This window comes from Mesorhizobium sp. M1182 (genome assembly GCF_040318335.1).
GTDB lineage: Bacteria > Pseudomonadota > Alphaproteobacteria > Rhizobiales > Rhizobiaceae > Mesorhizobium.
This window is the reverse complement of sequence record NZ_JAMYMD010000011.1, coordinates 84185-105302: the sequence shown is the minus strand read 5'-3', so window position 1 is coordinate 105302 and position 21118 is coordinate 84185. Positions and strand designations below refer to the sequence as shown.

Genomic DNA, 21118 nt, shown 5'->3' with positions numbered 1-21118 from the left:
TGCGAGGGCTCAGGGCCGGTGCGTTGCGGAAACAAGCTCGGCCTTGCGCCGTGCCGTCTCCAGTCCGAGCGCAATGAAGCGGCGCGCATGTTTGGCCAGCTCGATGTTGTCGGTCCACAGATTGCGCCAGATCGCGGTTTTCCGCGACAGGTTCTCGTCGACGATTTCCGAGGAGAAGGATTCGAAGCTGAGGTCGTCGCTGTAGCCGATGGCGGTCAGCGCATCGAATATCGCGGCAAAATCGATATTGCCGGTGCCGAGGAAACCGCGATGGCTCTCGCCGATATGGACATAGCCGATCTTCCCGACCGCATTGCGAATGGCCAAGCCGACATCGGCCTCCTCGATGTTCATGTGGAAGCTGTCGAGATGCAGGAAGATATTGTCGGAGCCGCTGTCCGCGATGAAGGCCATGCCTTGCGCGGCGGTGTTGAGCAGATTGCTTTCGAAGCGGTTGACGATTTCGAGGTTGAGGGTGACGCCGGCTGATTTTGCCGTGTCCGCCACCTCGGCCAGCGTGCCGGCGCTGCGGTTCCACTGGTCAGGCGTCGGCGCCTCGCTCTGCAAGCCGTGGCTGGTGCTGAGGATGCCGGCAACCTTCTGGCCGCCGAGATCGCGGGTCAGCGCGATCGTACGTTCCAGGATTTCGATGCCGTGCGCGGCAATCGTTTTGTCGGCGCTCGAAATATCGCCGCCGGCCGGCAGTCCAATGCTGATCGCAACGCCGAGGCCGAGATCGGCGATCCGCTTGGCCAGACCGTCAATGTCGACATTGGCGGGGTCGAGATAGGAGAATTCGATCAGGTCGAAGCCGGCTTCCCTGGTGTTGGCCAGCGTCCGCTCGAGGTCGCCCTGCGCCGAGCTCGCCGACCAGACGAATGAGTGGATTCCGATGCGCGACATGATCGTCTCCGGTTATTTCCAGCTGACCCAAGTCCAAAGCGGTTTTGGCAATCCGATGCTCGGACAAAAAGGTGCGGGCGGGCATACCCGCCGCCCCCCGCGTGGGGGGCTTATAGAGCCCCGGGGGCGCCCGTGTAATACGTCAAATTGTCGGCCGTGATCAGCTTCGGGTCGAGCAGCACCGTCGGCTCGGCCGGCTTCTTGCCGGCAAGCAGGTCAGCCGCCATCGTCAGCGACTGGCCGGCCATCACATAGGGATCCTGCGAGGCCGAGGCCTTGATCATCGACGTGCCGGAGGCGAGTTCCTTCTCGATATCGGGTGCACCGTCGACCGCGGTGAAGATGAACTCCGAGCGGTTGAGCTGCTTGGCCGCAAGCTGGGCGCCGATCGCCGTCGGATCGTTGATCGCGAAGACCGCGTCGATCTTGTCGAAACGCGTCAGCAGCGACTGGAACACTTTCAGGCCGCCGTCACGCGAGCCTTCGGCGTTCTGGTCGTCGGAAAGGATCTTGATGTCGGGGTGCTTTGCCAGCACGTCCTTGCAGCCCTTGACCCGCTCCAGGATCGACGACGAGGCCGGGCCATTGAGGATGACATAGTCGCCCTTGCCGCCGGTATTATCGACCAGATACTGGCAGGCCTCTTCGCCGGCCTTGACGTTGTTGGTCATCACGGTGACGTCGGCGCCGGGCGCCGAAACGTCGAAAGCGGCAACGACGATGCCGGCCGCCTGCGCCTTCTTCACCGCCGGCGCGATCGCCTTGGCATCGACTGCGTTGAGCATGATGACGTCGACACCGGCAGCGATGAAGGAATCGACCTGCGATACCTGCTTGTTGAGATCGTAGTCGGCCGATACCGAGGTCACCTGCACATTCGGGTTGATCTTCTTGGCCGCGTCCTCGATGCCCTTGATGGTGGCGACGAAGAACGGGTTGCCGAGCAGTCCGACCGAGATGCCGACCTTGTTCAGATCCTTTGCCGATGCCGGCGCGATGACGGCGGCCGCAAGGGCGACGCCGCAGAGCAGTTTAGCGATGGTCTTCATTGTTTTATTTTCCTCCTGATGCCCCGCGCCTCTCACGGTGCGTTACACATGAAACCGGCTCGTTGGATGCCGGCGACTAAGGGCCATCACGTTCTTGCTCCTGCCTGGAGCCGGTAACGGTCGAGGGCGACCGCCACGATGATGACCAATCCCTTGATGATGTACTGCCAGATGTCCGAAACACCGGCGAGGATGAGCCCGTTGGACAGCACGGCGATGATCAGGCCGCCGATCAGCGTGCCCCAGATCGAGCCGACACCGCCGACGAAACTGGTGCCGCCGAGGATGACTGCGGCAATGGCGTCGAGTTCGTAGGACTGGCCGAGCTGAAGCCCGTTGGCGGCATAGAGCCGGGCCGCCGACATGGCGCCGCCAAGGCCGGCCAGAAGGCCGGAAACGCCGTAGACGAAGAGCAGCACCAGCGGCACCTTGATGCCGGTCAGCCTGGCGGCCTCGGCGTTGCCGCCGACGGCGTAGATCCAGGTGCCGAGCACGGTGCGCTTGAGCACCAGCCAGGACAGGACGACGACCGCCAGCGCGATGATTACCAGCCACGGAATGCCGAACAGCGAACCGTTGCCGATGAAGTCGAACGGCAGGTCCGCGTTGAACACCGTCGTGTCCTGGCCGAGCAGGCGGGCGACGCCGCGCACGGCGGTCAGCGATCCCAGCGTGACGATGAAGGGCGGCAGCTTGATATAGGCGATCAGCAGCCCGTTGATGACGCCGAAACCGAGCCCGACGAGAATGGCCGCGGGCACCCCCAGCAGTCCCCAATCGGGCACCAGCGACACCATCACTGCCACCATCGCCGAGGCGGCAAGGATCGAGCCGACGGACAGGTCGATGCCGCCGGTCAGGATGACGAAGGTCATACCGGCGGCCAGCACGATGTTGATCGACGATTGCTGCATGACGATCAGCAGATTGGTCTGGGTGAAAAAGCGCGGATTGATGAACTGGAAGCCGACCGCCAGCAGGATCAGGATCGGCAGCATGCCGAGTGCGGCAATGGCGGTACGCCACCTCGTGCTCCTGCCGACCGCCCGGTCGTCCGCTTTCATCGTGTCGGCCACCTTGTCGGTCATCGCTGAGCCGCTCCCGTTGCAAGTTCCATGATCGCTTCCTGCCGCAGCGGCTCGCCCTCCGACGCCGTCACCTCGCCGGCAATGGTGCCGTCGCGCATCACCAGCACGCGGTCGGCGATGCCGATCACCTCCGGCAGTTCGCTGGAGATCATCAGGATGGCGATGCCTTTCTTGGCCAGGTTGTCGATCAGCCGATAGATTTCCGACTTGGCCCCGACATCGACGCCGCGGGTCGGCTCATCGAGGATGACGACCTGCGGCTCGGTTTCCAGCAGGCGGGCGAGCAGCACCTTCTGCTGGTTGCCGCCCGACAGCGAGCCGGCATTGGCCTGCACCGAGCTGGTGCGGATGGTGAGGTCTGACACCGCCTTGGCGGCGCGCTTTTCGGCAGCCGTGAAGTCGCGCAAACCGCCGGCCTTCGCGTCCTTTGCCAGCACGCCCATGCTGATATTGTCGGAGATCGACATGTCGAGAAACAGGCCAAGTTGCTTGCGGTCCTCGGTCAGGTAGGCGATGCCGGCATCGAGCGCCTCGCTCGGCGAACCGATGGATATCGGTTTGCCGCCGAGCTCCAGCGTGCCTGATGTGTGCCTGTCGGCGCCGAAGATCAGCCGTGCCAGTTCGGTGCGGCCCGAGCCGACCAGGCCGGCCAGTGCCAGCACCTCGCCCTTGTGGAGGTCGAAGGAACAATTCTTTATGAGATTGCCGTCCGACATGCCGCGCACCGACAGCGCGATGGCGCGCTTGCTGTCCGGCGGACGGTGATCCTTCTTGTAGAACGTCGACAGATCGCGCCCGACCATCATCGATACCAGGCGCGAGGCGTTCAGGTCGGCGCGGTCGAGCGTGCCGACATAGCCGCTGTCGCGTAGCACGCTGACGCGGTCGGCGAGCTGGTAGACCTCTTCCATGCGGTGGCTGATGTAGATGATGGCGATGCCTTGCGACTTCAGCGTCGCGATCACCTCGAACAGCCGGTCGGTCTCACGCGAGGTCAGCGACGTGGTCGGCTCGTCCATGACGATGATGCGCGCATTGGTCGACAGCGCGCGGGCGATTTCCACCAGCTGTCGCTCGCCGAGCGACAGGCTTGCGACCGGAGTGCGCGCCGAGAAGGTCACGCCGAGCCGCGCGATGATCTCGCTGGCGCGCCGATTGCACTGCTCGCGGTCGACAACGCCGAACCGTCGCGGCTCGTTGCCGAGAAAAATGTTCTGCGCTACCGACAGATTAGGCGCCAGCGACAGCTCCTGATAGATGACCGCAATGCCGGCGGCGCGCGCCTTGATCGGGTCGCCCGTCGCGGCCGGCACGCCGTCGATCAGGATTTCGCCGCCGGGGTCCGGCCGATAGGCGCCGGACAGCACCTTCATCAGCGTCGACTTGCCGGCACCGTTTTCGCCCATCAGCGCGTGCAGCTCGCCGGCGTGAACGGCCAGCGACACATCGTGCAAGGCGCGGATCGCAGCGAACGTCTTGGAGATGTGGCGCATCTCCAGCACCGGCTGGCGCACCGTCTCGATCCGGGCGGCGGCGCTCATCGCGCACCTCCTGCAGCTGCGCTGGCCACAGCCCGGTCGGCGGCAAGGCCGCGCCAGTCGTTGCGATAGCCGGCAAGGCCGCTGAAACTTGCCGCATGCACCGCCTCCGGCGCTTCGGTGGCAAACTCGCGTCCGACGCTTTCGAAGGCAAGTGCGGCAGCACCGGTGGCGCTGCCCTCCAGCGTTGCGCCCTGCAGGAAAGCCTGCCCGGGCCGCAACTGCGCCAGCAACGCGGCAAGCAGGCCGCCATTGTTCAGGCCGCCGTCGACGATCACTGTGTTGTCCGAATGGATCAACTCGAGGCACAGATCGACCATCAGCGCGACATAGAGCAGCGCCATGGCCGCGCGTTCCTCGGCATTGGGCGTACGCCCGACCAGTTCGCCGCGGCGGTGCGGCATCGGGCCGCCGGGGGCGAAGCTCGGCAGCGCCATAATGCCGGCGTCGATCACCCGTTGTATCGATGACGGCGCGATTGCGCCCTGCCAGCCAGCGCTGATCGTGGCGAATTCGCGCCCACCCATGAAGCGGACGGTTGGCACCGGGCCGCCATCGACATCGACATTGACCAGCATGTCGCGCTCGCCGTCGAGTGCGTCGAGCGGGCAGTCGGGATTGAGGACGACCACCCAGGTGCCGGTCGAGACCACGGTCACCGGCCCGAGCTGCTGCCGGCGGTAGGCATGGAGCGCGGCATTGCTGTCGTGGACGCCATTATGGATGGCGACAGGCTTCGCGGCCTGGCCGAAGCGCTGCTCGCCGATCACCGCGCCGGCACGCTCGAAGGCGGGCATCTGGCCGCGCCAGCCCTCGGCATCGACTAGCGAGCTGAAATCGCGTTTGCGCGGCGCCCATAAATGCGAGTGGCAGCCAAGATACGACACTTCCGATACCGGCCGGCCGCCAAACCGCCAGCTCCAATATTGGGGGTAGCCGAGGATCGATTTCGCTGCGGCGAAGGCACCGGGCTCCACCTCGTTCAGCCACAACATGTGGCGGCCGTAGTTGAAGCCAAGCGGCAGGCGCGGCGAAAAGGTCTCGGCAAAATCCGGAATGCGGCGGTCGATCTGCGCGGCGATTTCAGCTGGCGGTTCCTGCTCGTAATCGAGGATCGGATGCGTCAGCGCGGCTTCGTCGACCAACGCGAAGGTACAGCCATGGCCGGATACCATCAGCCCTTCCACGCCATGCGTGTCGACTGCAGCATCGATGGCGCGAGCCGCCCAGTCGTGCAGCGCTGGCTCGTCGAGCACGCTGAAGCCGCCTTTGCGGATCCAGCTCGGCTGGCTGCGGCGCTCGTCGAGGATCTGTCCGTCCTGGCCGAAGACGAACAGCTTCGAATTGGTCTTGCCGAAATCGAGGACGGCGATGTTCACTGGGCGCCTCCCGAGGAAGCCGCGATCCGCACCATGACGCCGGCATCTTCGAGCATGCGGGCATCTGTCTCGGACAGGCCGTCATCGGTGACCAGCGTGCCGATCCGCGACAGCGGCAGTGCCACATTGCGCGCGTGGATCGACAATTTTCGGCTGTCGGCCAGCACGACGATCTGGTCGGCGCAGAGGCTGAGCTCGACGATCGAGCGGACCAGCAGCGGGTGCGATTCCAGAAGGCCTTCCTGGCCGATGCCTTGCGCGCCGAGAAAGAACTTCGAGGCGTAGAACGGCACCGTCTGCGTCAGCGAATGGATGATGCCCGGCTCGCGGTGCAGTTCGCCGCCGGCGACGGTGAGGCTGCAATGGCCGTGGTCGCTGAGATAGGCCGCGAGCGGCATCGAGTTGGTGTAGAGCCGGATGTTGCGGTCGGCGAGCTTGACGCCGAGATGGAAGCAGGTCGAACCGCCATGCACGATGACCGCGTCGCCGTCGCGCACCATGGTGGCGGCGAGAGCGGCGATCTGCCGCTTGGCCTCGACGGCGAGGTCGCGGTTCTCGTCATAGGGCCTGGCATAGGCGACGCCGGCTTGCGAAGCGCCATCGAGCGCCGAGATGCCGCCATAGACCTTGCGCGCTTCGCCGGCCTCGTCGATCTTGTCGATGTCGCGCCGCACCGTCGCCGCCGATACGCCAAGCCGCTCCTGCAGCTCGCGCACCGATGCGAAAGGCCGGTCCCGCAAAAGCTCGACAATCTGACGCTGGCGGCCGGAGTCGCTCAACCCTTACCTCCCAATGCGCTTGCCTCCCAAGCATTTTGCACGGCATTGCCGTTTTGCATGGCAATTGGTGCAACTTACTCAACGGCCCTCGGATTGCAAGCCTGATTTGACGCGATAACATCACTGTTGACGTAACTTACTCGCATCTGCGATACCAGCATGGATCTTCGTCCCGGCACCGGGACGTCCAAAGCCGTGGCCACGCGGCCGGATTGTAGAGGAATTTCGATGACGATCACTGCGGATGCGCAGGAACTGGCAGCGCTGCGGTCGCTTTCGGCCGCCATCGGCAGCGACCCGCATCTGACCCAGGCCGCCGGCGGCAACACCTCGCTGAAAGCCGGCGACACGCTCTGGATCAAGGCCTCCGGCACCTGGCTGAAGGACGCGCTCATCGCCGACATCATGGTGCCGGTCGGCATCCCGCCATTGCTCGACGCCATCGAACGGCGCGAGCCGGCCGCCGAACAGCCGCAGGCCTTCACTGTCGACGCCCTCAACGCGCGCGGCTTGCGCCCGTCGATCGAGACCACCGTGCATGCGCTGATGCCGCAGCGCATCGTTCTGCATGTTCACTGCGTCGAGACCATTTCGCTGGCCGTGCAGGCCGACTGCGAGGCCGAGGCCGCCAGGCGGCTCAACGGCCATCAATGGGCGTATATTCCCTATCGCCGGCCGGGACTGCCGCTCGCGCAGGGTATCGCCGAGCGCCTTCGGCCAGGCGTGGATATCCTGATCCTCGGCAATCACGGCCTGGTCGTTGCAGCCGAGACCGTCGCCGCGGCCGACATGCTGCTGCGGCGCGTGACACGACTGTTGGCGCGGCCGCCGCGCCAGGTGGCGGAACCGGACATCGCGGCATTGACGGCGCGCGCCGGCGACAGCGACTACAGATTGCCGGCGGACGTTGAGGCGCATGCGGTGGCGATCGACCCTGAAAGCTGCCGCATGGCTTCGGGTGGCAGCCTCTACCCCGACCACGTCATCTTTCTCGGCGAAGGCTCGGTCGTGGCGAGACCGGACGAGGGTGTGAAGCGCGTCATCGAGCGCTGCGGCGCCGCACCCGTGGCGATCCTGTTTCCTGGACTCGGCGTGTTGATGCGCGGCGACGCCGGCGCCGGTGCCGACGCCATGCAGCGCTGCCTTTCCGACGTGACGGCGCGGATCGATGTCTCGGCGAAGCTGAATTATCTGACAGCGGCGGAGAATGACGAGCTGATCAACTGGGACGCCGAAAAATATCGCCAGAAACTCAATGCCGGAGGCAGCTGACATGTCGCGTTCGTCTGGCCCGCTTGCCATCGGCATCGACATCGGCACATCCGGCGCGCGCGCCGTCGCCATGGGTCCGGACTTTTCCGTTGCCGCGCATTCCGCTATTGCCCTCGAGCGATTTGGGCCGAACGGCCGTGACCCCGCAATATGGTGGGAGGCGGTCGGCGCGACTTTGGCGGAACTGGTCAAATGTATCGATCGCGCGGCAGTGCGCTCGATCGCCGTCGACGGTACGTCGGGCACGCTGCTGCCGGTCGACGGCGCCGGGCGGCCGCTGGCCGAACCGCTGATGTACAACGACAAGGTCGCTGACGACACTATTCTGACAGCAATAGCCGGCGCGGCACCGGCAACGAGCGCTGCACTCGGGGCAACCTCCGGTCTCGCCAAGGCGCTGTCTTTCCAGCACCTGCCCGGCGTCGCCACTGTGCTGCACCAGGCAGACTGGATCGCCGGACAGTTTTCCGGCCATTTCGATGTCAGCGACGAGAACAACGCCCTGAAGACCGGCTACGACGTCGAGGCCCGGCGCTGGCCGGACTGGATCGCGGCGACCGGCGTGCGCATGGAATTCCTGCCCCGCGTCGTGCGGCCGGGCGATGTCACGGACACGCTCACCGCCAGCGCTGCGAAAATGTTCGGCCTGCCGCGCGACGTGGTTGTCGTTGCCGGCACGACGGATGGTTGCGCCTCATTCCTGGCGACCGGTGCCAGTGCCGCGGGCGACGGCGTTACCGCGCTCGGCTCGTCGCTGACCATCAAGATTCTCTGCGACCGGCCGATCTCGGCGCCGCAATTCGGCATTTACAGCCATCGGCTGGGTGACACCTACCTGGCGGGCGGCGCCTCGAACTCCGGCGGCAAGGTGCTGGCCCAGCATTTCCCCGTCGCCCGCATTGTCGAACTCAGCAAAAAAATCGACCCGGCGACGAAGACCGGCCTCGATTATTACCCGCTGCCGGCGCCGGGCGAACGCTTCCCCATAGCCGATCCGGCGCTGCCGCCGCGCCTCGAGCCGCGGCCCGCCGACGACGCCGACTATCTGAAAGCGATGTTCGAGGGTATTGCGGCGATCGAAGCGCTCGGCTATCGCCGGCTTGCCGAACTCGGCGCCCCCCGGCTGACATCGGTCAGGAGCGTCGGCGGCGGTGCGGCCAATCCGGCCTGGACAGCGATCCGGCAGCGCAAGCTTGGCGTCGCTCTCGTGCCGGCTCTTTCGGAGGAGGCCGCTGCCGGCACGGCGCGGCTGGCGCTGATGGGCGCAAGCGCAGCGGGGCTTTTATGACGGACAAGGCAATTCAACACCTCGACGGCATCGCCGCGCTGACCGACCGCTATCAGGTGTTCCTGCTCGACCAATTTGGTGTGCTGCACGACGGCACCAGCGCCTATCCAGGTGCTGTCGAAGCGTTGTCGGCACTCAAGCGCGCCGGCAAGACCATCGTACTGATCTCGAATTCCGGCAAGCGGGCGCAACCCAATGAGCGCCGCCTGCTGAAGCTCGGCTTCGAACCGGGAAGCTGGGATCACTTTGTCTCCTCCGGCGAGGTGGCGTGGCGCTCCTTCCACCAAATGGCAGCCTCCGGAGCCCTGCGCCCGCAGACAAAATGCCTGCTGATCCGCCGCGACAATGACCGTTCGGCTGTCGACGGCCTGCCCTTCGTCCTGGCCAAGGACGGCTACGATGCCGAACTGGTGCTGATTTCCGCCAGCGAGGGCGATCGCTACGACCTCGACCATTATCGCCGGCTTCTTGGTCCGGCGGCGGCGCGGCGGGTGCCATGCTTCTGCACCAATCCCGACAAGATCATGCTGACTGCCGTCGGCCCTCGCTTCGGCGCCGGCCGGCTCGCCGATCTCTATGAGAGCCTCGGCGGCAGCGTGGTGCGCATTGGCAAGCCCAATCCGCAGATATTCGAGGCAGCGCTGGCACTGGCGGGCCACCCGGAGCGCGACAGCGTGGTCTGCGTCGGCGACAGCGTCGAGCACGACATCGCCGGCGGCAACGGCGTCGGTGTCGCGACGACGCTGGTCCTGTCGGGCATATTGGCGGGGGCGCCTGACCTGGAGGACGTTTTCGCCACGCTGAACGCCCGTCCCGACTACATCGCGGATAGCTTCAGGTTTCGCTGAGGCGAGACAAAGCTAATCCAGGTTGAAACGCCCGATCACCGGCACATGGTCCGAGGGCCGTTCCCAGCCGCGCGCCGGCCGCAGGATTTCATAGCCGGCAAAATGCGGCACCAGGTTTGGCGACGACCAGACATGGTCGAGGCGGCGGCCGCGATTTGAGGCCTGCCAATCCTGGGCGCGATAGCTCCACCAGGTGTAGAGTTTCTCCTCGTAAGGCACATTGAGCCGCATCAGGTCGATCCAGTCGCCGGCGAGCCGCATTGCCTCGAAGTTTTCCGTCTCGACCGGCGTATGGCTGACGACATTGAGGAGCTGCTTGTGCGACCAGACATCGTGCTCGAGCGGCGCGATGTTGAGGTCGCCGACCAGGATCGAGCCGGAGTGCTCGTCATGCTCGGCCCGCACGGCGTTCATCTCGGCAACGAAATCGAGCTTGTGCTTGAACTTGCGGTTGACGGCCGGGTCGGGCTCGTCGCCGCCGGCCGGAACGTAGAAATTGTGCAGCAGGATCGTTTTGCCGCCGGCGTTGACGGTGACCGACAGATGCCGGCTGTCGTCGATCTCGCAGAAGCGGCGCTTTTCGACCACCTCGATCGGCCGCCGCGCTATGGTGGCAACGCCGTGATAGCCCTTCTGGCCATGGAAGGCGATGTGCTCGTAGCCGAGCTTGCGGAACGCCTTCTCCGGAAACAATTCGTCCGGAACCTTGGTTTCCTGCAGGCAGAGCACGTCCGGCGCCTGCTCGACCCGCAGGCGCTCGACGATCGGCATGCGCAGCCGGACGGAGTTGATGTTCCAGGTAGCGACGGAAAACGGCATGTGGGGTTCCACGCAAGATCCGCCGGATGGCTCCGCCGGAAGTCAATCGCGGAAACTACTGCCAGCCGCGCACCGCAAAAACAAGCCGCCCGCACCAACGCGGGAAAAGCTATCCCGCAGCAGTAGGAAGTTACCGCGTCTTGGTGTTCAGCTCGCGGTTCGCCGTATAGTCGATGGCGAAGGTGTCGGGGGCGAAGCTGACGCCCTCCTTGGTGTTGAAGATCATCACCGTCGTGTCCTTGCCTTGCGCATCGGTGATGGTCCACTGCCGCAATTCATAAGATTTCGGATCGAACATCATGGTGATCTTCGAATTGCCGAACACCGATTTGTCAGCAAGCTGGATGGTGGTGAGATCGTCCTCTTCCTTGACGCTTCTGACGCGCCCGCCCGACAGATCGATCTTGTCGTCGAGCAGCAGCTTCAGCGGCGTCTTCGACAGCGGATAGAGGTCGGACGTCCGCAGCTTCTTGTTGAGGATGACCACCGACTTGCCGTCGGAAATCACCCTGAAATTCGAGGCGCCGTCATAATTGAAGCGGATCTTGCCCGGCCGTTCCAGAAAGAACTTGCCGCCGGTCTGCTCGCCCTTGGGTCCGAACTGCACGAACTCGCCGCTCATCGATTTGACCGAGGAGAAATGATCGGCGATCTTCTGCGCCGTCGCCGGAACCGCTGCTTGCGCCGACGCCAGCAGCTGGAAGCCGGGCACGAGGTTGGCGGCCGCCGCACCGGCCAGGACCAGGCCGAGGCCGAGCACCTGCCGGCGGGTTGGGGCGAAATCCCTGCTTGGGGCGAGAGTTGCGTTTTTCATGCCGGTCACCATCATCTGATTGCTTGCTCGTTATATTGGTCTGGCCCCCCAGTTGGGCTTAAGTTTGGCGGCACGGCGCTCATCGTTGCAACGCGCCAAAAGGTTCAAAGTTGCCGGCGCGGACGCGCTCTAGAACTTGTCGTCCTCCGTCGGCACCAGGATTTCGCGTTTTCCGGCATGGTTGGCCGGGCCGACAATGCCTTCCTTCTCCATCTTCTCGATGATCGAGGCGGCGCGGTTGTAGCCGATGCCGAGCCGGCGCTGGATGTAGCTGGTCGAGGCCTTGCCGTCGCGCAGCACCACCGCGACCGCCTGGTCGTAGGGATCGTCGGAATCCTCGAAATTGCCGCCGTCGCCGCCGCCACTGCCTTTGCCCGTCGGCTCATCGTCATCCTTGTCGTCGTCCTCGGTGATGGCGTCGAGGTATTCCGGCACGCCCTGCAATTTCAGATGCGCGACAATCTTCTCCACCTCGTCGTCGGAGACGAAGGGACCGTGCACGCGCTGGATGCGGCCGCCGCCGGCCATGTAGAGCATGTCGCCCATGCCGAGCAGCTGTTCGGCGCCCTGTTCGCCCAGGATGGTGCGGCTGTCGATCTTCGATGTCACCTGGAAGGAGATGCGGGTCGGGAAATTCGCCTTGATGGTGCCGGTGATGACGTCGACCGATGGCCGCTGCGTCGCCATGATGACATGGATGCCGGCGGCGCGCGCCATCTGCGCCAGGCGCTGCACCGCGCCTTCGATGTCCTTGCCGGCGACCATCATCAAATCGGCCATCTCGTCGATGATGACGACGATGTAGGGCATCGGCTCGAGGTCGAGGTTCTCCGTCTCGTAGATCGCCTCGCCGGTTTGGCGGTCGAAGCCGGTCTGCACGGTGCGCGAGATCCTTTCGCCCTTTTTCTCGGCCTGCTGCACGCGCGCGTTGAAGCCGTCGATGTTGCGGACGCCGACCTTGGACATCTTGCGGTAGCGGTCCTCCATCTCCCGCACGGTCCATTTCAGCGCCACCACCGCCTTCTTCGGATCGGTGACGACCGGCGTCAGAAGATGCGGAATGCCGTCATAGACCGAGAGCTCCAGCATCTTTGGATCGATCATGATCAGCCGGCAGTCCTGCGGCGTCAGCCGGTAGAGCAGCGACAGGATCATGGTGTTGATGGCGACGGACTTGCCCGAGCCGGTGGTGCCGGCGACCAGCACGTGCGGCATCTTGGCGATGTCGACGATCACCGCCTCGCCATTGATGGTCTTGCCCAGCGCCAGCGCCAGCTTGGCCTTGGTGGTTTCGAAATCGCGGCTGGCCATGATCTCGCGCAAATAGACCGTCTCGCGCCTGGCGTTCGGCAATTCGATGCCGATCGCGTTGCGGCCGGGCACCACGGCGACACGGCAGGCGATGGCGCTCATCGAGCGGGCGATGTCGTCGGACAGGCCGATGACCCGCGACGATTTGATGCCGGGCGCCGGTTCCAGCTCGTAGAGCGTGACGACCGGACCCGGACGCACATGGATGATTTCGCCCTTGACGCCGAAATCCTCCAGCACGCCCTCGAGCAGGCGGGCGTTCTGCTCCAGCGCATCCTTGGACAGGCTGGCGTCGCGCACCACGTTCTTTGGTTCCGACAGGAAGTGCAGCGACGGCATCTCGAATTTTTCCGAGCCGATCAGCGAAGTCTGCGCCTCGCGCTGGACGCGGGCGCCGGGGGCCGGCCGCGGCGCCGGCGCCTCGACGCGTGTCGCCGCGTCGGAACGGAAGTTCTGCACCCTGGCCGTTGGCGCGGCGCGGCGCTGGCCGGCCGGCTCGGGCGCGAAATCCATGTCGTCGTCATTGTCGTCGTTATCGAAGACGTCGGCATCGTCAGGGTCGATCGAGGCACTGCGGTCGTTGACCATGGCGGCGAAGAATTCCGGCTCGACGCGGGCGCGCCCGCCCGGGCTCATCCGCGCCTCGGCGAACTCGGCCGATTCGACCCGTTCGGCCGCCCGCCGCCAGGCGCTGGGGCGCGGTTCCATCTCCGGCTCGAAATCGTCGCGCTCGCGCCGGCGCGCGGCGCGGCGGCGCAGATAGGCCCGCAGCGACAGCCACCAGTGGGTGATGGCGCCAAGCGCCAAAATACCTTCGTCGCCCTCGTCCTCTTCATTGTCGAAAAGCAGGTCGTCCTGCGGATCGGGCACTGCGGGCTGTTCGAGGACGGCAAAGCCGTTCTTGCGCGAAATCAGCGCCGAGCCATACAAGAATACCCACAGCGCCGGCGCTGCCAGGAGCACGGCGAGCACGCTGGCGACGAGGCCGGTCGGATAGCCGCCGATGACCAGGCCCGGGATATTGAGCACCATGTCGCCGAAGACGCCGCCGAGGCCAGTCGGCAGCGGCCAGGTCTTGGGCGGCACCACGCAGCCGGCAATTGCCGCGCCAAGCAGCGAAAACCCGAACCAGGCCAGTGCCCGTTTCGGCAGCCGGTCGACGCCGCGCGCGGTAAACAGCAGAAATCCCCAGATCACCGCCGGCACCAGCGCCGCAACGGCGGCAAGTCCGAAGAACTGCATGGCAATGTCGGAAAAGACGGCGCCGGCATAACCCATTGCATTGGTGACGATATTGTCGGTGGCGTGCGAAAAGCTCGGATCGGCGACGTTCCAGGTGGCAAGGGCGGCGACGCCGAAACCAACCAGAGCAAACAGCCCGGCACCGACCAGCCGCCCGACCTGGCGCCTCGCGAACGACCGGATGCCGTGCTCCGTATCGGCCAGCGCAAGCGGTGCTGAAGCCCCTGAACGCATGCTCTTCCTCGTCTGTCGTTGCCCGGCCGGGCGCGGACGCGCAACACGGCAGATTCGGCTGTCAGACTAGCGGCGGGAAGGTTAAGGGCGCATTAACCATGGGCATTCTGCGTCACCGGAACGGGCGACCGCCACCACAGTTCGGAGCGTTGCGGCCGCTGTTTCACGCCGCCGGCGGATCGAGCACCTTGATCAAGCGATTGTGTGATCGAGCCATAACGGCCGCCTGCACACAAAAAAAAGGCCCGGAAGGTTTCCGGGCCTCAAGGCGTGAGCCCTTTCGGGAACATCACGACGGGATCTTCCCGGCACCGGCAAAACGCCGGTGCCAGCCAATAAACCTCACGGCACCACTTCGCCGTGCTGGCTGATGTCGAGGCCTTCGACCTCTTCCTGGGTGGAAGGACGCAGGCCGACCAGCGCCTTGACGATATAGAGGATCACGAAGCTCGCGATCGCCGTCCACAGGATGGTGAAGACGATACCGTAGAGCTGCTTGCCGACAGAGGCACCCGAGCCAAGGCTGTTGATCGCCGGATCGGCGAGCACGCCGGTCAGCAGTGCACCGATGATGCCGCCGATGCCGTGCACGCCGAATGCATCGAGCGAGTCGTCATAGCCGAACGCGTGCTTGAGCTTGACGGCCGAGACGTAGCAGAGCACGCCGGCGACGATGCCGACGATGAAGGCGCCGGTCGGATTGACGAAACCGGAAGCCGGCGTCACCGCGACCAGGCCGGCGACGGCGCCCGAGATGATGCCAAGCACGCTCGGCTTCTTGGCGACGATCCATTCGGCGAACATCCAGGCGAGCGCCGCGGCGGCAGCGGCAACCTGGGTGTTCAGCATCGCGGCACCGGCAAGGCCGTCGGCGGCCAGTTCCGAGCCGGCGTTGAAGCCGAACCAGCCGACCCACAGCAGCGAAGCGCCGATGACGGAGTAGACGAGGTTGTGCGGCGCCATGTTGGTGGTGCCGTAGCCTTCACGTTTGCCGAGAACCAGCGCGCAGACCAGGCCGGCAACGCCGGCGTTGATGTGAACGACCGTGCCGCCGGCGAAATCGAGAACGCCGGCTGTGCCGAGGAAGCCGCCGCCCCACACCCAGTGCGCGATCGGGGCGTAGACCACCAGCAGCCACGCGCCCATGAAGATGAGCAGCGCCGAGAACTTCATGCGTTCGGCGAAGGCGCCGGCAATCAGCGCCGGCGTAATGATGGCGAAGGTCATCTGGAACATCGAGAAGACGAACTCAGGAATGTTCGCCACGCCCGGCAGCCACAGCGAGGAGGTGGTGATGCCGTTGTGGAAGAACTTCGAGAAGCCGCCGAGATAGGCATTCATGCCGCCGCCATCCGAGAAGGCCAGCGAGTAGCCGAACATGAACCACAGCACCGTCACCAGGCAGGTGATGGCAAAGCTCTGCATGATGGTGGCGAGCACGTTCTTTTTGCGCACCATGCCGCCATAAAACAGCGCCAGGCCCGGTACGGTCATCATCAGCACCAGCGCCGTCGAGGTCAGCATCCAGGCTGTGTTGCCGGTGTCGAGCGCGGGCGCAGGGGCAGCCGGTGCCGCCGGTGCCGCTTCCTGCGCGAACGCAGCAACCGAGCCCAGTGCAGCGAGAGCGAGCGAACTTAAAACGGCCGCGCGTCCCGTTATCTTCAAGGTGGAAGGAATATTCATTGAACTCTCCATTGGAATACGTATCCGCAGCTCAAAGCGCGTCGGTGTCTGTTTCGCCGGTGCGAATGCGCACCGCCTGGTCGATGCCGAAAACGAAGATCTTGCCGTCGCCGATCTGGCCGGTCTTGGCCGCCGCGGTGATGGCTTCGACGGCCTTGTCGACCATGTCGACAGCGACCGCGACTTCGATCTTGATCTTCGGCAGGAAGCTGACCGCGTATTCCGCCCCGCGATAGATTTCCGTGTGACCCTTCTGACGTCCGTAGCCTTTTACTTCGGTGACGGTCAGGCCCTGGATGCCGACTGCGGTGAGCGCCTCGCGCACCTCGTCGAGCTTGAACGGCTTTATGATTGCCATCACGATCTTCATAAGGTTTCACCCTTTGCTGTTGCGGGTCCCCGCGTTTGCACGACTTCGCCGATCCCCATGAGAGCCGGAGAGTGCCCGCTAGGATTCAAGCTCCGTGCCAATTGCCGAAGCAGGGTGTTAAGCTGTTGTTAAACAACGAAATCGAGAAGGTCTGGCAGCTGCCTGTTCACAGGCGCGGCAGTGCATATGCTTAAAAAATAGGCAAATTTCGAAAAATGCCTACTCCGCAGGCGGCCGCTTCAGCCGGATGAGTCCTTCTTGGGCAACCGAGGCGATCAAGGTGCCGTCGCGGGCAAACAGCGAGCCGCGGGTAAAGCCACGCGATCCTTGCGTCGACGGACTGTCTTGCGTGTACAGCATCCAGTCGTCGAGCGGATGGCTGCGGTGGAACCACATGGCGTGGTCGAGGCTGGCTGCCTGGATATCACGATCGAAAATGGCGCGGCCATGAGCAAAGGTCGAGGTGTCGAGCAGCGTCATATCCGAGAGGTAAGCGAGCACGGCCGCCTGCGTGGCGCGGTCGGCCGGCACCGGGCCGGTGGTGCGGATCCAGATGTTCTGCTTCGGCTCGAGCTTTTCCCGGCTGGTATAATGCTTCAGCATCACCGGCTTCATCTCGATCGGCCGGTCGCGCTCCCAATAGCGCTTGATGCCGTCGGGCACGGCTTCGCCGAACTTGCCCAGCAATTCGCGCTGCGACAGCAACGTGTCGGGCGCCGGCACGTCCTGCGGCATCGGCACCTGATGTTCCAGGCCGACCTCATCCTGCTGGAACGAGGCTTCCAGCGAAAAGATCGCCTGGCCGTGCTGGATCGCCACGACGCGGCGCGTGGTGAAGGAGCCGCCGTCACGGATGCGGTCGACCTCGTAGATGATAGGCACCTTGGTGTCGCCCGGCCGCATGAAATAGCCATGCAGCGAATGCACGTGGCGCTCGGGCTCGACCGTTCGCTGCGCGGCGACCAGCGCCTGGGCGATGGTCTGGCCGCCGAAGATGCGCTGCCAATCGAGCTTGGGGCTGCGACCACGATACAGGTTGTGTTCCAGCTGCTCGAGGTCGAGAATGCCGAGAAGCTCGTCCATGGCTGCCGTCATCTTGACCTCGCCGCTAAATTACCATGGCGGTTTCCGACAGGAACAGCGGGCAGTCAAGGGCGGAATGCCCGGCGACAGTCAGGCTGCGAAAGGAATTGCCATGGTCGACAGCAAGAATTCGCTCGACGTTCTGGTCGCCGGCGCCGGTTATGTCGGCCTAGCCGCCGCCGTGTCGCTGAAGCAGGCGCGGCCGAGCCTCGCCGTCGCCGTCGTCGATGCAGCACCCGCCAGGGTCTGGCGGAAGGACGGCCGCGCCTCGGCGATTGCCGCCGCCGCGTGCCGCATGCTCGACCAGCTCGGCGTCTGGAACGAGATCGCGCCGGGGGCGCAGGCGATCACCGAAATGATCGTCACCGATTCGCGCACATCCGATCCGGTCCGCCCGGTGTTCCTCACTTTCGACGGCGAGGTCGCGCCCGGCGAACCCTTTGCGCATATGGTCGCCAACAAGGATTTGAACGGCGCCTTGCGCCGGCGCGCCGAACAACTCGGCATCGGCATCATCGAAGGCGTCGCCGTCAGCGCCTTCGACATCAACGGCGCCGGCATCACCGTGCATCTTGCCGACGGCGCGACGCTGAAGGCGCGGCTGCTGGTTGCCGCCGACGGCGTCAATTCGAAGCTGCGCGACATGGCCGGCATCAAGACGGTGAAATGGGAGTATGGCCAGTCCGGCATCGTCTGCACGGTGGCGCACGAGCGGCCGCACAACGGCCGCGCCGAAGAGCATTTCCTCCCCGCAGGCCCGTTTGCCACGCTGCCGCTCAAGCCGGGCAAGGACGGCACCAACCGCTCGTCGATCGTCTGGGTCGAACGGTCGCAGGATGCCGAGAAACTGGTCAGTGGCGACACGCTGGTCCTGGAATATGAGCTCGAGCAGCGCTTTGGCCTGAAACTCGGCGAAATCCATCTCGCCGACAAGCCGCGTGCCTGGCCGCTCGGGCTGATCATTGCGCGCGCCTTCGTCGCGCCGCGCATCGCCTTGGCCGGCGACGCCGCCCACGGCATCCACCCGATCGCCGGCCAGGGTCTCAATCTCGGCTTCAAGGACGTGGCGGCGCTGGCCGAAGTGGTGGTCGAGGCCGACCGGCTCGGCCAGGACATCGGCGCGCTCGACGTGCTCGAGCGCTACCAGCAATGGCGGCGTTTCGACACGGTGCAGATGGGCATCACCACCGATGTGCTGAACCGGATGTTTTCCAACGATTTCGGCCCGCTGCGCACTTTGCGCGACATCGGCCTCGGCCTCGTCGAGCGCATGCCCCGGCTGAAGGGGTTTTTCATCCGCCAGGCGTCGGGTCTGTCCGGCGACACGCCGAAACTGTTGAAGGGCGAGGCGATCTAAACAGGCCCTGAAGCTTCCCCAACTTCGTCATCCCTGGGCGTAGCGACGCGAAGCGGAGAGAAGAACCCAGGATGACGAAGCGATCAGGCGTCTCGGCTTGATCGCCATGCGGTCTGCCAAATTTCCGTGTCAGGGAACTTAGTTGACCTCGAAGCCCAGCTTCTGGCGCAGCCGCAGCATGCGCTGGTCGGGAATTTGCAGGTTTTGACCGCCGGCTTCCGCCGCACGGCTGACCATCCGCAGCAGATCGCTCCTTTCGGCCGCGTCGAGCCGTTCGCGCAGGAACGGTGCCAGCTTGTCGATGACCACCGTGGCGTCGTCGATTTGCGATGCCGCCCATTTGGCGTAGATCACCGCTTCATCGGTCTGTTTTTTGTCGGCAATCTCCGAGATCACCGATCGAATGGCAGCTTCGCGTTGCGGCAGCACAGGACCATGTTCGGAAACGATGGCGGTGATCAGCGTCGCGGCGGCGACGACCGGATCGTCGATCGCCGTCAGCGGCGAGAGCGCCGCCTGCTTGCGCAGTTTCTTGCGGCGGACGTTGCCCTGGACGCGGCCAACCACGTCGGCAACCTCACGCGCCGCGTCGTTCATGGTCTTCAGCCGGTACCACCAGAACGCCGCCGCCCCCAGCAGGCCGATTGCAGCAATCAATATATGCATGCCCAAGATCCCCCAATCTCGGGCGACGATAGGAGAAGTATTGCTTCGCTTCAACACGCAAAAGTTGCGCCGATTGAAGAAAACGACAGCCCGCGCCAGTCGCCGGCCGCCATCACTTTGCTAAGGATCTTATCGGGACATCCCTACGACCCCGGCACGTTGTAGATCGCCCGCACCTCGATCGTGCCGATTTCGGCCAGCGGAATCTCGCCCGCGATCTCCAGCGCCTCATCGAGGCTCTCGGCCTCGATCATGACGAAACCGAGCAACTGCTCCTTGGTTTCGGCGAAGGGGCCGTCGGTGACCAGCCGCTTGCCCTTGCGCCTGCGAACGGTTTTCGACGTCTGCACCGATTGCAGCGCCTGCGCGATGATCAGCATCCCGCGTTGGTCCAATGACCGGTCATGGGCCATCGAATCGGCGTCGAGCTTGGCCAGCCTCTCGGGGGTCATTGCGTAGAGATCTTTTTCTTCACCATAGACTAGGCAAACATACTTCATTTTTATCTCCATTCCTGGCTTGAAGCCGAAGACGAGGCTACGGAAATCTCCGCGGAGCCCTTGCCTGCCGCAGAATCGAGACCGGCCGCAGCATAGTCGAGAAGAGATACCGCAATCCCAATGATGGCAATCGCCGCAAGCAGTCGGCCGAAGCCGGAAGGCTGCAGGCGCGACCAGTCGGCTTGTTGTTCACCGGCCCTGTGGCCGGTGCTTGTCCAGTGAGCAGAAAACAGATTGTTCATGTGGTCCTCCATCCGGCCACCAAGTCCATGGCCGCCCGCAGGACGGCCGGGACAGATGGAAGTCGACATTTTTGCACGCATATTTTTTTCGAATTTTTTTCGCTCGACATGATGTGTCACGCCGCCGCCGATACGAAAGCGTGGGTGGCCTTCGCTCCCGCGCGCGCTATAGTCGACTGGATGCCGATCACGGGCTCAGCCACGACAATCAAGGAGGAATTGATGGACCGCACCGCCAACGCCGTTTGGAAAGGCAGTTTCAAGGAAGGCAAGGGCACACTCGAAACCCAGAGCGGGGTGCTGAAGGGCACACCCTATTCGGCCAAGACGCGTTTCGAGGATGAAAGCGGCAAATCCGGCACAAACCCGGAAGAGCTGATCGCCGCCGCCCATGCCGGCTGCTACGCCATGCAGCTTTCGCATTTTCTCGCCGAGAACGGCACTCCGGCTGCCGAGCTCGACGCCAAGGCCGTGGTAACGCTGGTCCCCGGCACCGGCATCACCGGCAGCGCGATCACGCTGGTCGGCAAGGTACCGGGCATTGATGCCGCCAAGTTCAAGGAATTGGCCGAGAAGGCCAAGGCCGAATGCCCGGTCTCGAAAGCGCTCGGCGCCATCAAAGTATCGCTCGACGCCAGGCTCGGGTGAGAGCT

20 protein-coding genes are annotated in these 21118 nt (G+C 64.5%); 5 read left to right on the top strand and 15 right to left on the bottom strand.

The features are described from left to right. Positions 1-9: 9 nt before the first annotated feature. From NKH33_RS15865 to NKH33_RS15840, 6 genes are all read right to left on the bottom strand, one after another. A complete protein-coding gene (locus NKH33_RS15865) occupies positions 10-903 on the bottom strand; it encodes a sugar phosphate isomerase/epimerase family protein (protein ID WP_352920488.1) in 894 nt (297 codons plus the stop codon). A 110-nt stretch (positions 904-1013) separates the two neighbouring features. Then, a complete protein-coding gene (locus NKH33_RS15860) occupies positions 1014-1952 on the bottom strand; it encodes an ABC transporter substrate-binding protein (RefSeq protein WP_352920485.1) in 939 nt (312 codons plus the stop codon). A gap of 86 nt (positions 1953-2038) precedes the next feature. After that, complete coding sequence (locus NKH33_RS15855) at positions 2039-3016, bottom strand: ABC transporter permease subunit (RefSeq protein WP_502894527.1); 978 nt, start codon at positions 3014-3016, stop codon at positions 2039-2041. Between the two features lie 20 nt (positions 3017-3036). Beyond that, positions 3037-4581, bottom strand: a complete 1545-nt coding sequence (locus NKH33_RS15850) for a sugar ABC transporter ATP-binding protein (RefSeq protein WP_352920482.1) — start codon at positions 4579-4581, stop codon at positions 3037-3039. Then, positions 4578-5957, bottom strand: a complete 1380-nt coding sequence (locus NKH33_RS15845) for an FGGY-family carbohydrate kinase (RefSeq protein WP_352920479.1) — start codon at positions 5955-5957, stop codon at positions 4578-4580. The genes NKH33_RS15850 and NKH33_RS15845 overlap by 4 nt, the downstream gene beginning before the upstream one ends. Beyond that, positions 5954-6736 carry a DeoR/GlpR family DNA-binding transcription regulator gene (locus NKH33_RS15840; RefSeq protein ID WP_023680486.1) on the bottom strand — a complete coding sequence of 261 codons (783 nt, stop codon included), beginning with the start codon at positions 6734-6736 and terminating at the stop codon, positions 5954-5956. The genes NKH33_RS15845 and NKH33_RS15840 overlap by 4 nt, the downstream gene beginning before the upstream one ends. Before the next feature lie 228 nt (positions 6737-6964). Here NKH33_RS15840 and NKH33_RS15835 point away from each other — a divergent pair, with 228 nt between their 5' ends. The 3 genes from NKH33_RS15835 to NKH33_RS15825 are packed head-to-tail and all read left to right on the top strand — an operon-like array spanning position 6965 to position 10144. Continuing rightward, positions 6965-8008 carry a class II aldolase/adducin family protein gene (locus NKH33_RS15835; RefSeq protein WP_352920476.1) on the top strand — a complete coding sequence of 348 codons (1044 nt, stop codon included), beginning with the start codon at positions 6965-6967 and terminating at the stop codon, positions 8006-8008. Position 8009: 1 nt separating this feature from the next. Further along, positions 8010-9296, top strand: coding sequence for an FGGY-family carbohydrate kinase (locus tag NKH33_RS15830; protein WP_352920473.1), 1287 nt, complete (start codon positions 8010-8012; stop codon positions 9294-9296). After that, positions 9293-10144: a TIGR01459 family HAD-type hydrolase gene (locus tag NKH33_RS15825; protein ID WP_352920470.1), complete on the top strand. Its 852-nt coding sequence runs from the start codon at positions 9293-9295 to the stop codon at positions 10142-10144. The genes NKH33_RS15830 and NKH33_RS15825 overlap by 4 nt, the downstream gene beginning before the upstream one ends. A 12-nt stretch (positions 10145-10156) precedes the next feature. Here NKH33_RS15825 and NKH33_RS15820 read toward each other — a convergent pair whose 3' ends face one another. The 6 genes from NKH33_RS15820 to tesB form a co-directional block, all read right to left on the bottom strand. Beyond that, entirely contained in the window at positions 10157-10963 is an 807-nt protein-coding gene (locus NKH33_RS15820) for an exodeoxyribonuclease III (protein WP_352920467.1), read from the bottom strand. 130 nt (positions 10964-11093) lie between these two features. Beyond that, positions 11094-11777, bottom strand: coding sequence for an outer membrane lipoprotein carrier protein LolA (locus tag NKH33_RS15815; protein ID WP_031213172.1), 684 nt, complete (start codon positions 11775-11777; stop codon positions 11094-11096). Between the two features lie 129 nt (positions 11778-11906). Next, the gene (locus tag NKH33_RS15810; protein ID WP_352540844.1) at positions 11907-14564 is read right to left on the bottom strand and encodes an FtsK/SpoIIIE family DNA translocase; all 2658 of its coding nucleotides are present in this window, start codon (positions 14562-14564) and stop codon (positions 11907-11909) included. Between the two features lie 342 nt (positions 14565-14906). Further along, the gene (locus tag NKH33_RS15805; protein ID WP_502896491.1) at positions 14907-16229 is read right to left on the bottom strand and encodes an ammonium transporter; all 1323 of its coding nucleotides are present in this window, start codon (positions 16227-16229) and stop codon (positions 14907-14909) included. A 49-nt stretch (positions 16230-16278) separates the two neighbouring features. Then, a complete protein-coding gene (locus NKH33_RS15800) occupies positions 16279-16617 on the bottom strand; it encodes a P-II family nitrogen regulator (protein WP_023679755.1) in 339 nt (112 codons plus the stop codon). A 219-nt stretch (positions 16618-16836) separates the two neighbouring features. Continuing rightward, the gene (gene tesB, locus NKH33_RS15795) at positions 16837-17712 is read right to left on the bottom strand and encodes an acyl-CoA thioesterase II (RefSeq protein ID WP_031212697.1); all 876 of its coding nucleotides are present in this window, start codon (positions 17710-17712) and stop codon (positions 16837-16839) included. Between the two features lie 100 nt (positions 17713-17812). Here tesB and NKH33_RS15790 point away from each other — a divergent pair, with 100 nt between their 5' ends. Further along, the gene (locus tag NKH33_RS15790; protein ID WP_352920585.1) at positions 17813-19057 is read left to right on the top strand and encodes a ubiquinone biosynthesis hydroxylase; all 1245 of its coding nucleotides are present in this window, start codon (positions 17813-17815) and stop codon (positions 19055-19057) included. Between the two features lie 138 nt (positions 19058-19195). Here the strand turns inward: NKH33_RS15790 and NKH33_RS15785 are convergent, their stop codons facing one another. From NKH33_RS15785 to NKH33_RS15775, 3 genes are all read right to left on the bottom strand, one after another. Next, positions 19196-19723, bottom strand: coding sequence for a hypothetical protein (locus NKH33_RS15785; protein WP_352540843.1), 528 nt, complete (start codon positions 19721-19723; stop codon positions 19196-19198). Between the two features lie 143 nt (positions 19724-19866). Beyond that, complete coding sequence (locus NKH33_RS15780) at positions 19867-20223, bottom strand: YciI family protein (RefSeq protein ID WP_352615439.1); 357 nt, start codon at positions 20221-20223, stop codon at positions 19867-19869. Between the two features lie 2 nt (positions 20224-20225). Continuing rightward, positions 20226-20465 carry a hypothetical protein gene (locus NKH33_RS15775; RefSeq protein ID WP_352450153.1) on the bottom strand — a complete coding sequence of 80 codons (240 nt, stop codon included), beginning with the start codon at positions 20463-20465 and terminating at the stop codon, positions 20226-20228. 222 nt (positions 20466-20687) lie between these two features. Between NKH33_RS15775 and NKH33_RS15770 the strand changes: the two genes are divergently transcribed. Next, positions 20688-21113, top strand: a complete 426-nt coding sequence (locus NKH33_RS15770; protein ID WP_352470788.1) for an OsmC family protein — start codon at positions 20688-20690, stop codon at positions 21111-21113. The last annotated feature ends 5 nt before the right edge of the window (positions 21114-21118 follow it).

Excerpts from the sequence above, each read along its gene's own strand:
- NKH33_RS15850 (WP_352920482.1), bottom strand. The coding sequence starts at position 4,581 with ATGAGCGCCGCCGCCCGGATCGAGACGGTGCGCCAGCCGGTGCTGGAG.
- NKH33_RS15785 (WP_352540843.1), bottom strand. The coding sequence starts at position 19,723 with ATGCATATATTGATTGCTGCAATCGGCCTGCTGGGGGCGGCGGCGTTC.
- NKH33_RS15770 (WP_352470788.1), top strand. The coding sequence starts at position 20,688 with ATGGACCGCACCGCCAACGCCGTTTGGAAAGGCAGTTTCAAGGAAGGC.
- NKH33_RS15860 (WP_352920485.1), bottom strand. The coding sequence starts at position 1,952 with ATGAAGACCATCGCTAAACTGCTCTGCGGCGTCGCCCTTGCGGCCGCC.
- NKH33_RS15830 (WP_352920473.1), top strand. The coding sequence starts at position 8,010 with ATGTCGCGTTCGTCTGGCCCGCTTGCCATCGGCATCGACATCGGCACA.
- NKH33_RS15820 (WP_352920467.1), bottom strand. The coding sequence starts at position 10,963 with ATGCCGTTTTCCGTCGCTACCTGGAACATCAACTCCGTCCGGCTGCGC.
- NKH33_RS15825 (WP_352920470.1), top strand. The coding sequence starts at position 9,293 with ATGACGGACAAGGCAATTCAACACCTCGACGGCATCGCCGCGCTGACC.
- NKH33_RS15790 (WP_352920585.1), top strand. The coding sequence starts at position 17,813 with ATGGTCGACAGCAAGAATTCGCTCGACGTTCTGGTCGCCGGCGCCGGT.
- tesB (WP_031212697.1), bottom strand. The coding sequence starts at position 17,712 with ATGACGGCAGCCATGGACGAGCTTCTCGGCATTCTCGACCTCGAGCAG.
- NKH33_RS15775 (WP_352450153.1), bottom strand. The coding sequence starts at position 20,465 with ATGAACAATCTGTTTTCTGCTCACTGGACAAGCACCGGCCACAGGGCC.
- NKH33_RS15855 (WP_502894527.1), bottom strand. The coding sequence starts at position 3,016 with ATGAAAGCGGACGACCGGGCGGTCGGCAGGAGCACGAGGTGGCGTACC.
- NKH33_RS15815 (WP_031213172.1), bottom strand. The coding sequence starts at position 11,777 with ATGAAAAACGCAACTCTCGCCCCAAGCAGGGATTTCGCCCCAACCCGC.
- NKH33_RS15800 (WP_023679755.1), bottom strand. The coding sequence starts at position 16,617 with ATGAAGATCGTGATGGCAATCATAAAGCCGTTCAAGCTCGACGAGGTG.
- NKH33_RS15780 (WP_352615439.1), bottom strand. The coding sequence starts at position 20,223 with ATGAAGTATGTTTGCCTAGTCTATGGTGAAGAAAAAGATCTCTACGCA.
- NKH33_RS15835 (WP_352920476.1), top strand. The coding sequence starts at position 6,965 with ATGACGATCACTGCGGATGCGCAGGAACTGGCAGCGCTGCGGTCGCTT.
- NKH33_RS15810 (WP_352540844.1), bottom strand. The coding sequence starts at position 14,564 with ATGCGTTCAGGGGCTTCAGCACCGCTTGCGCTGGCCGATACGGAGCAC.
- NKH33_RS15865 (WP_352920488.1), bottom strand. The coding sequence starts at position 903 with ATGTCGCGCATCGGAATCCACTCATTCGTCTGGTCGGCGAGCTCGGCG.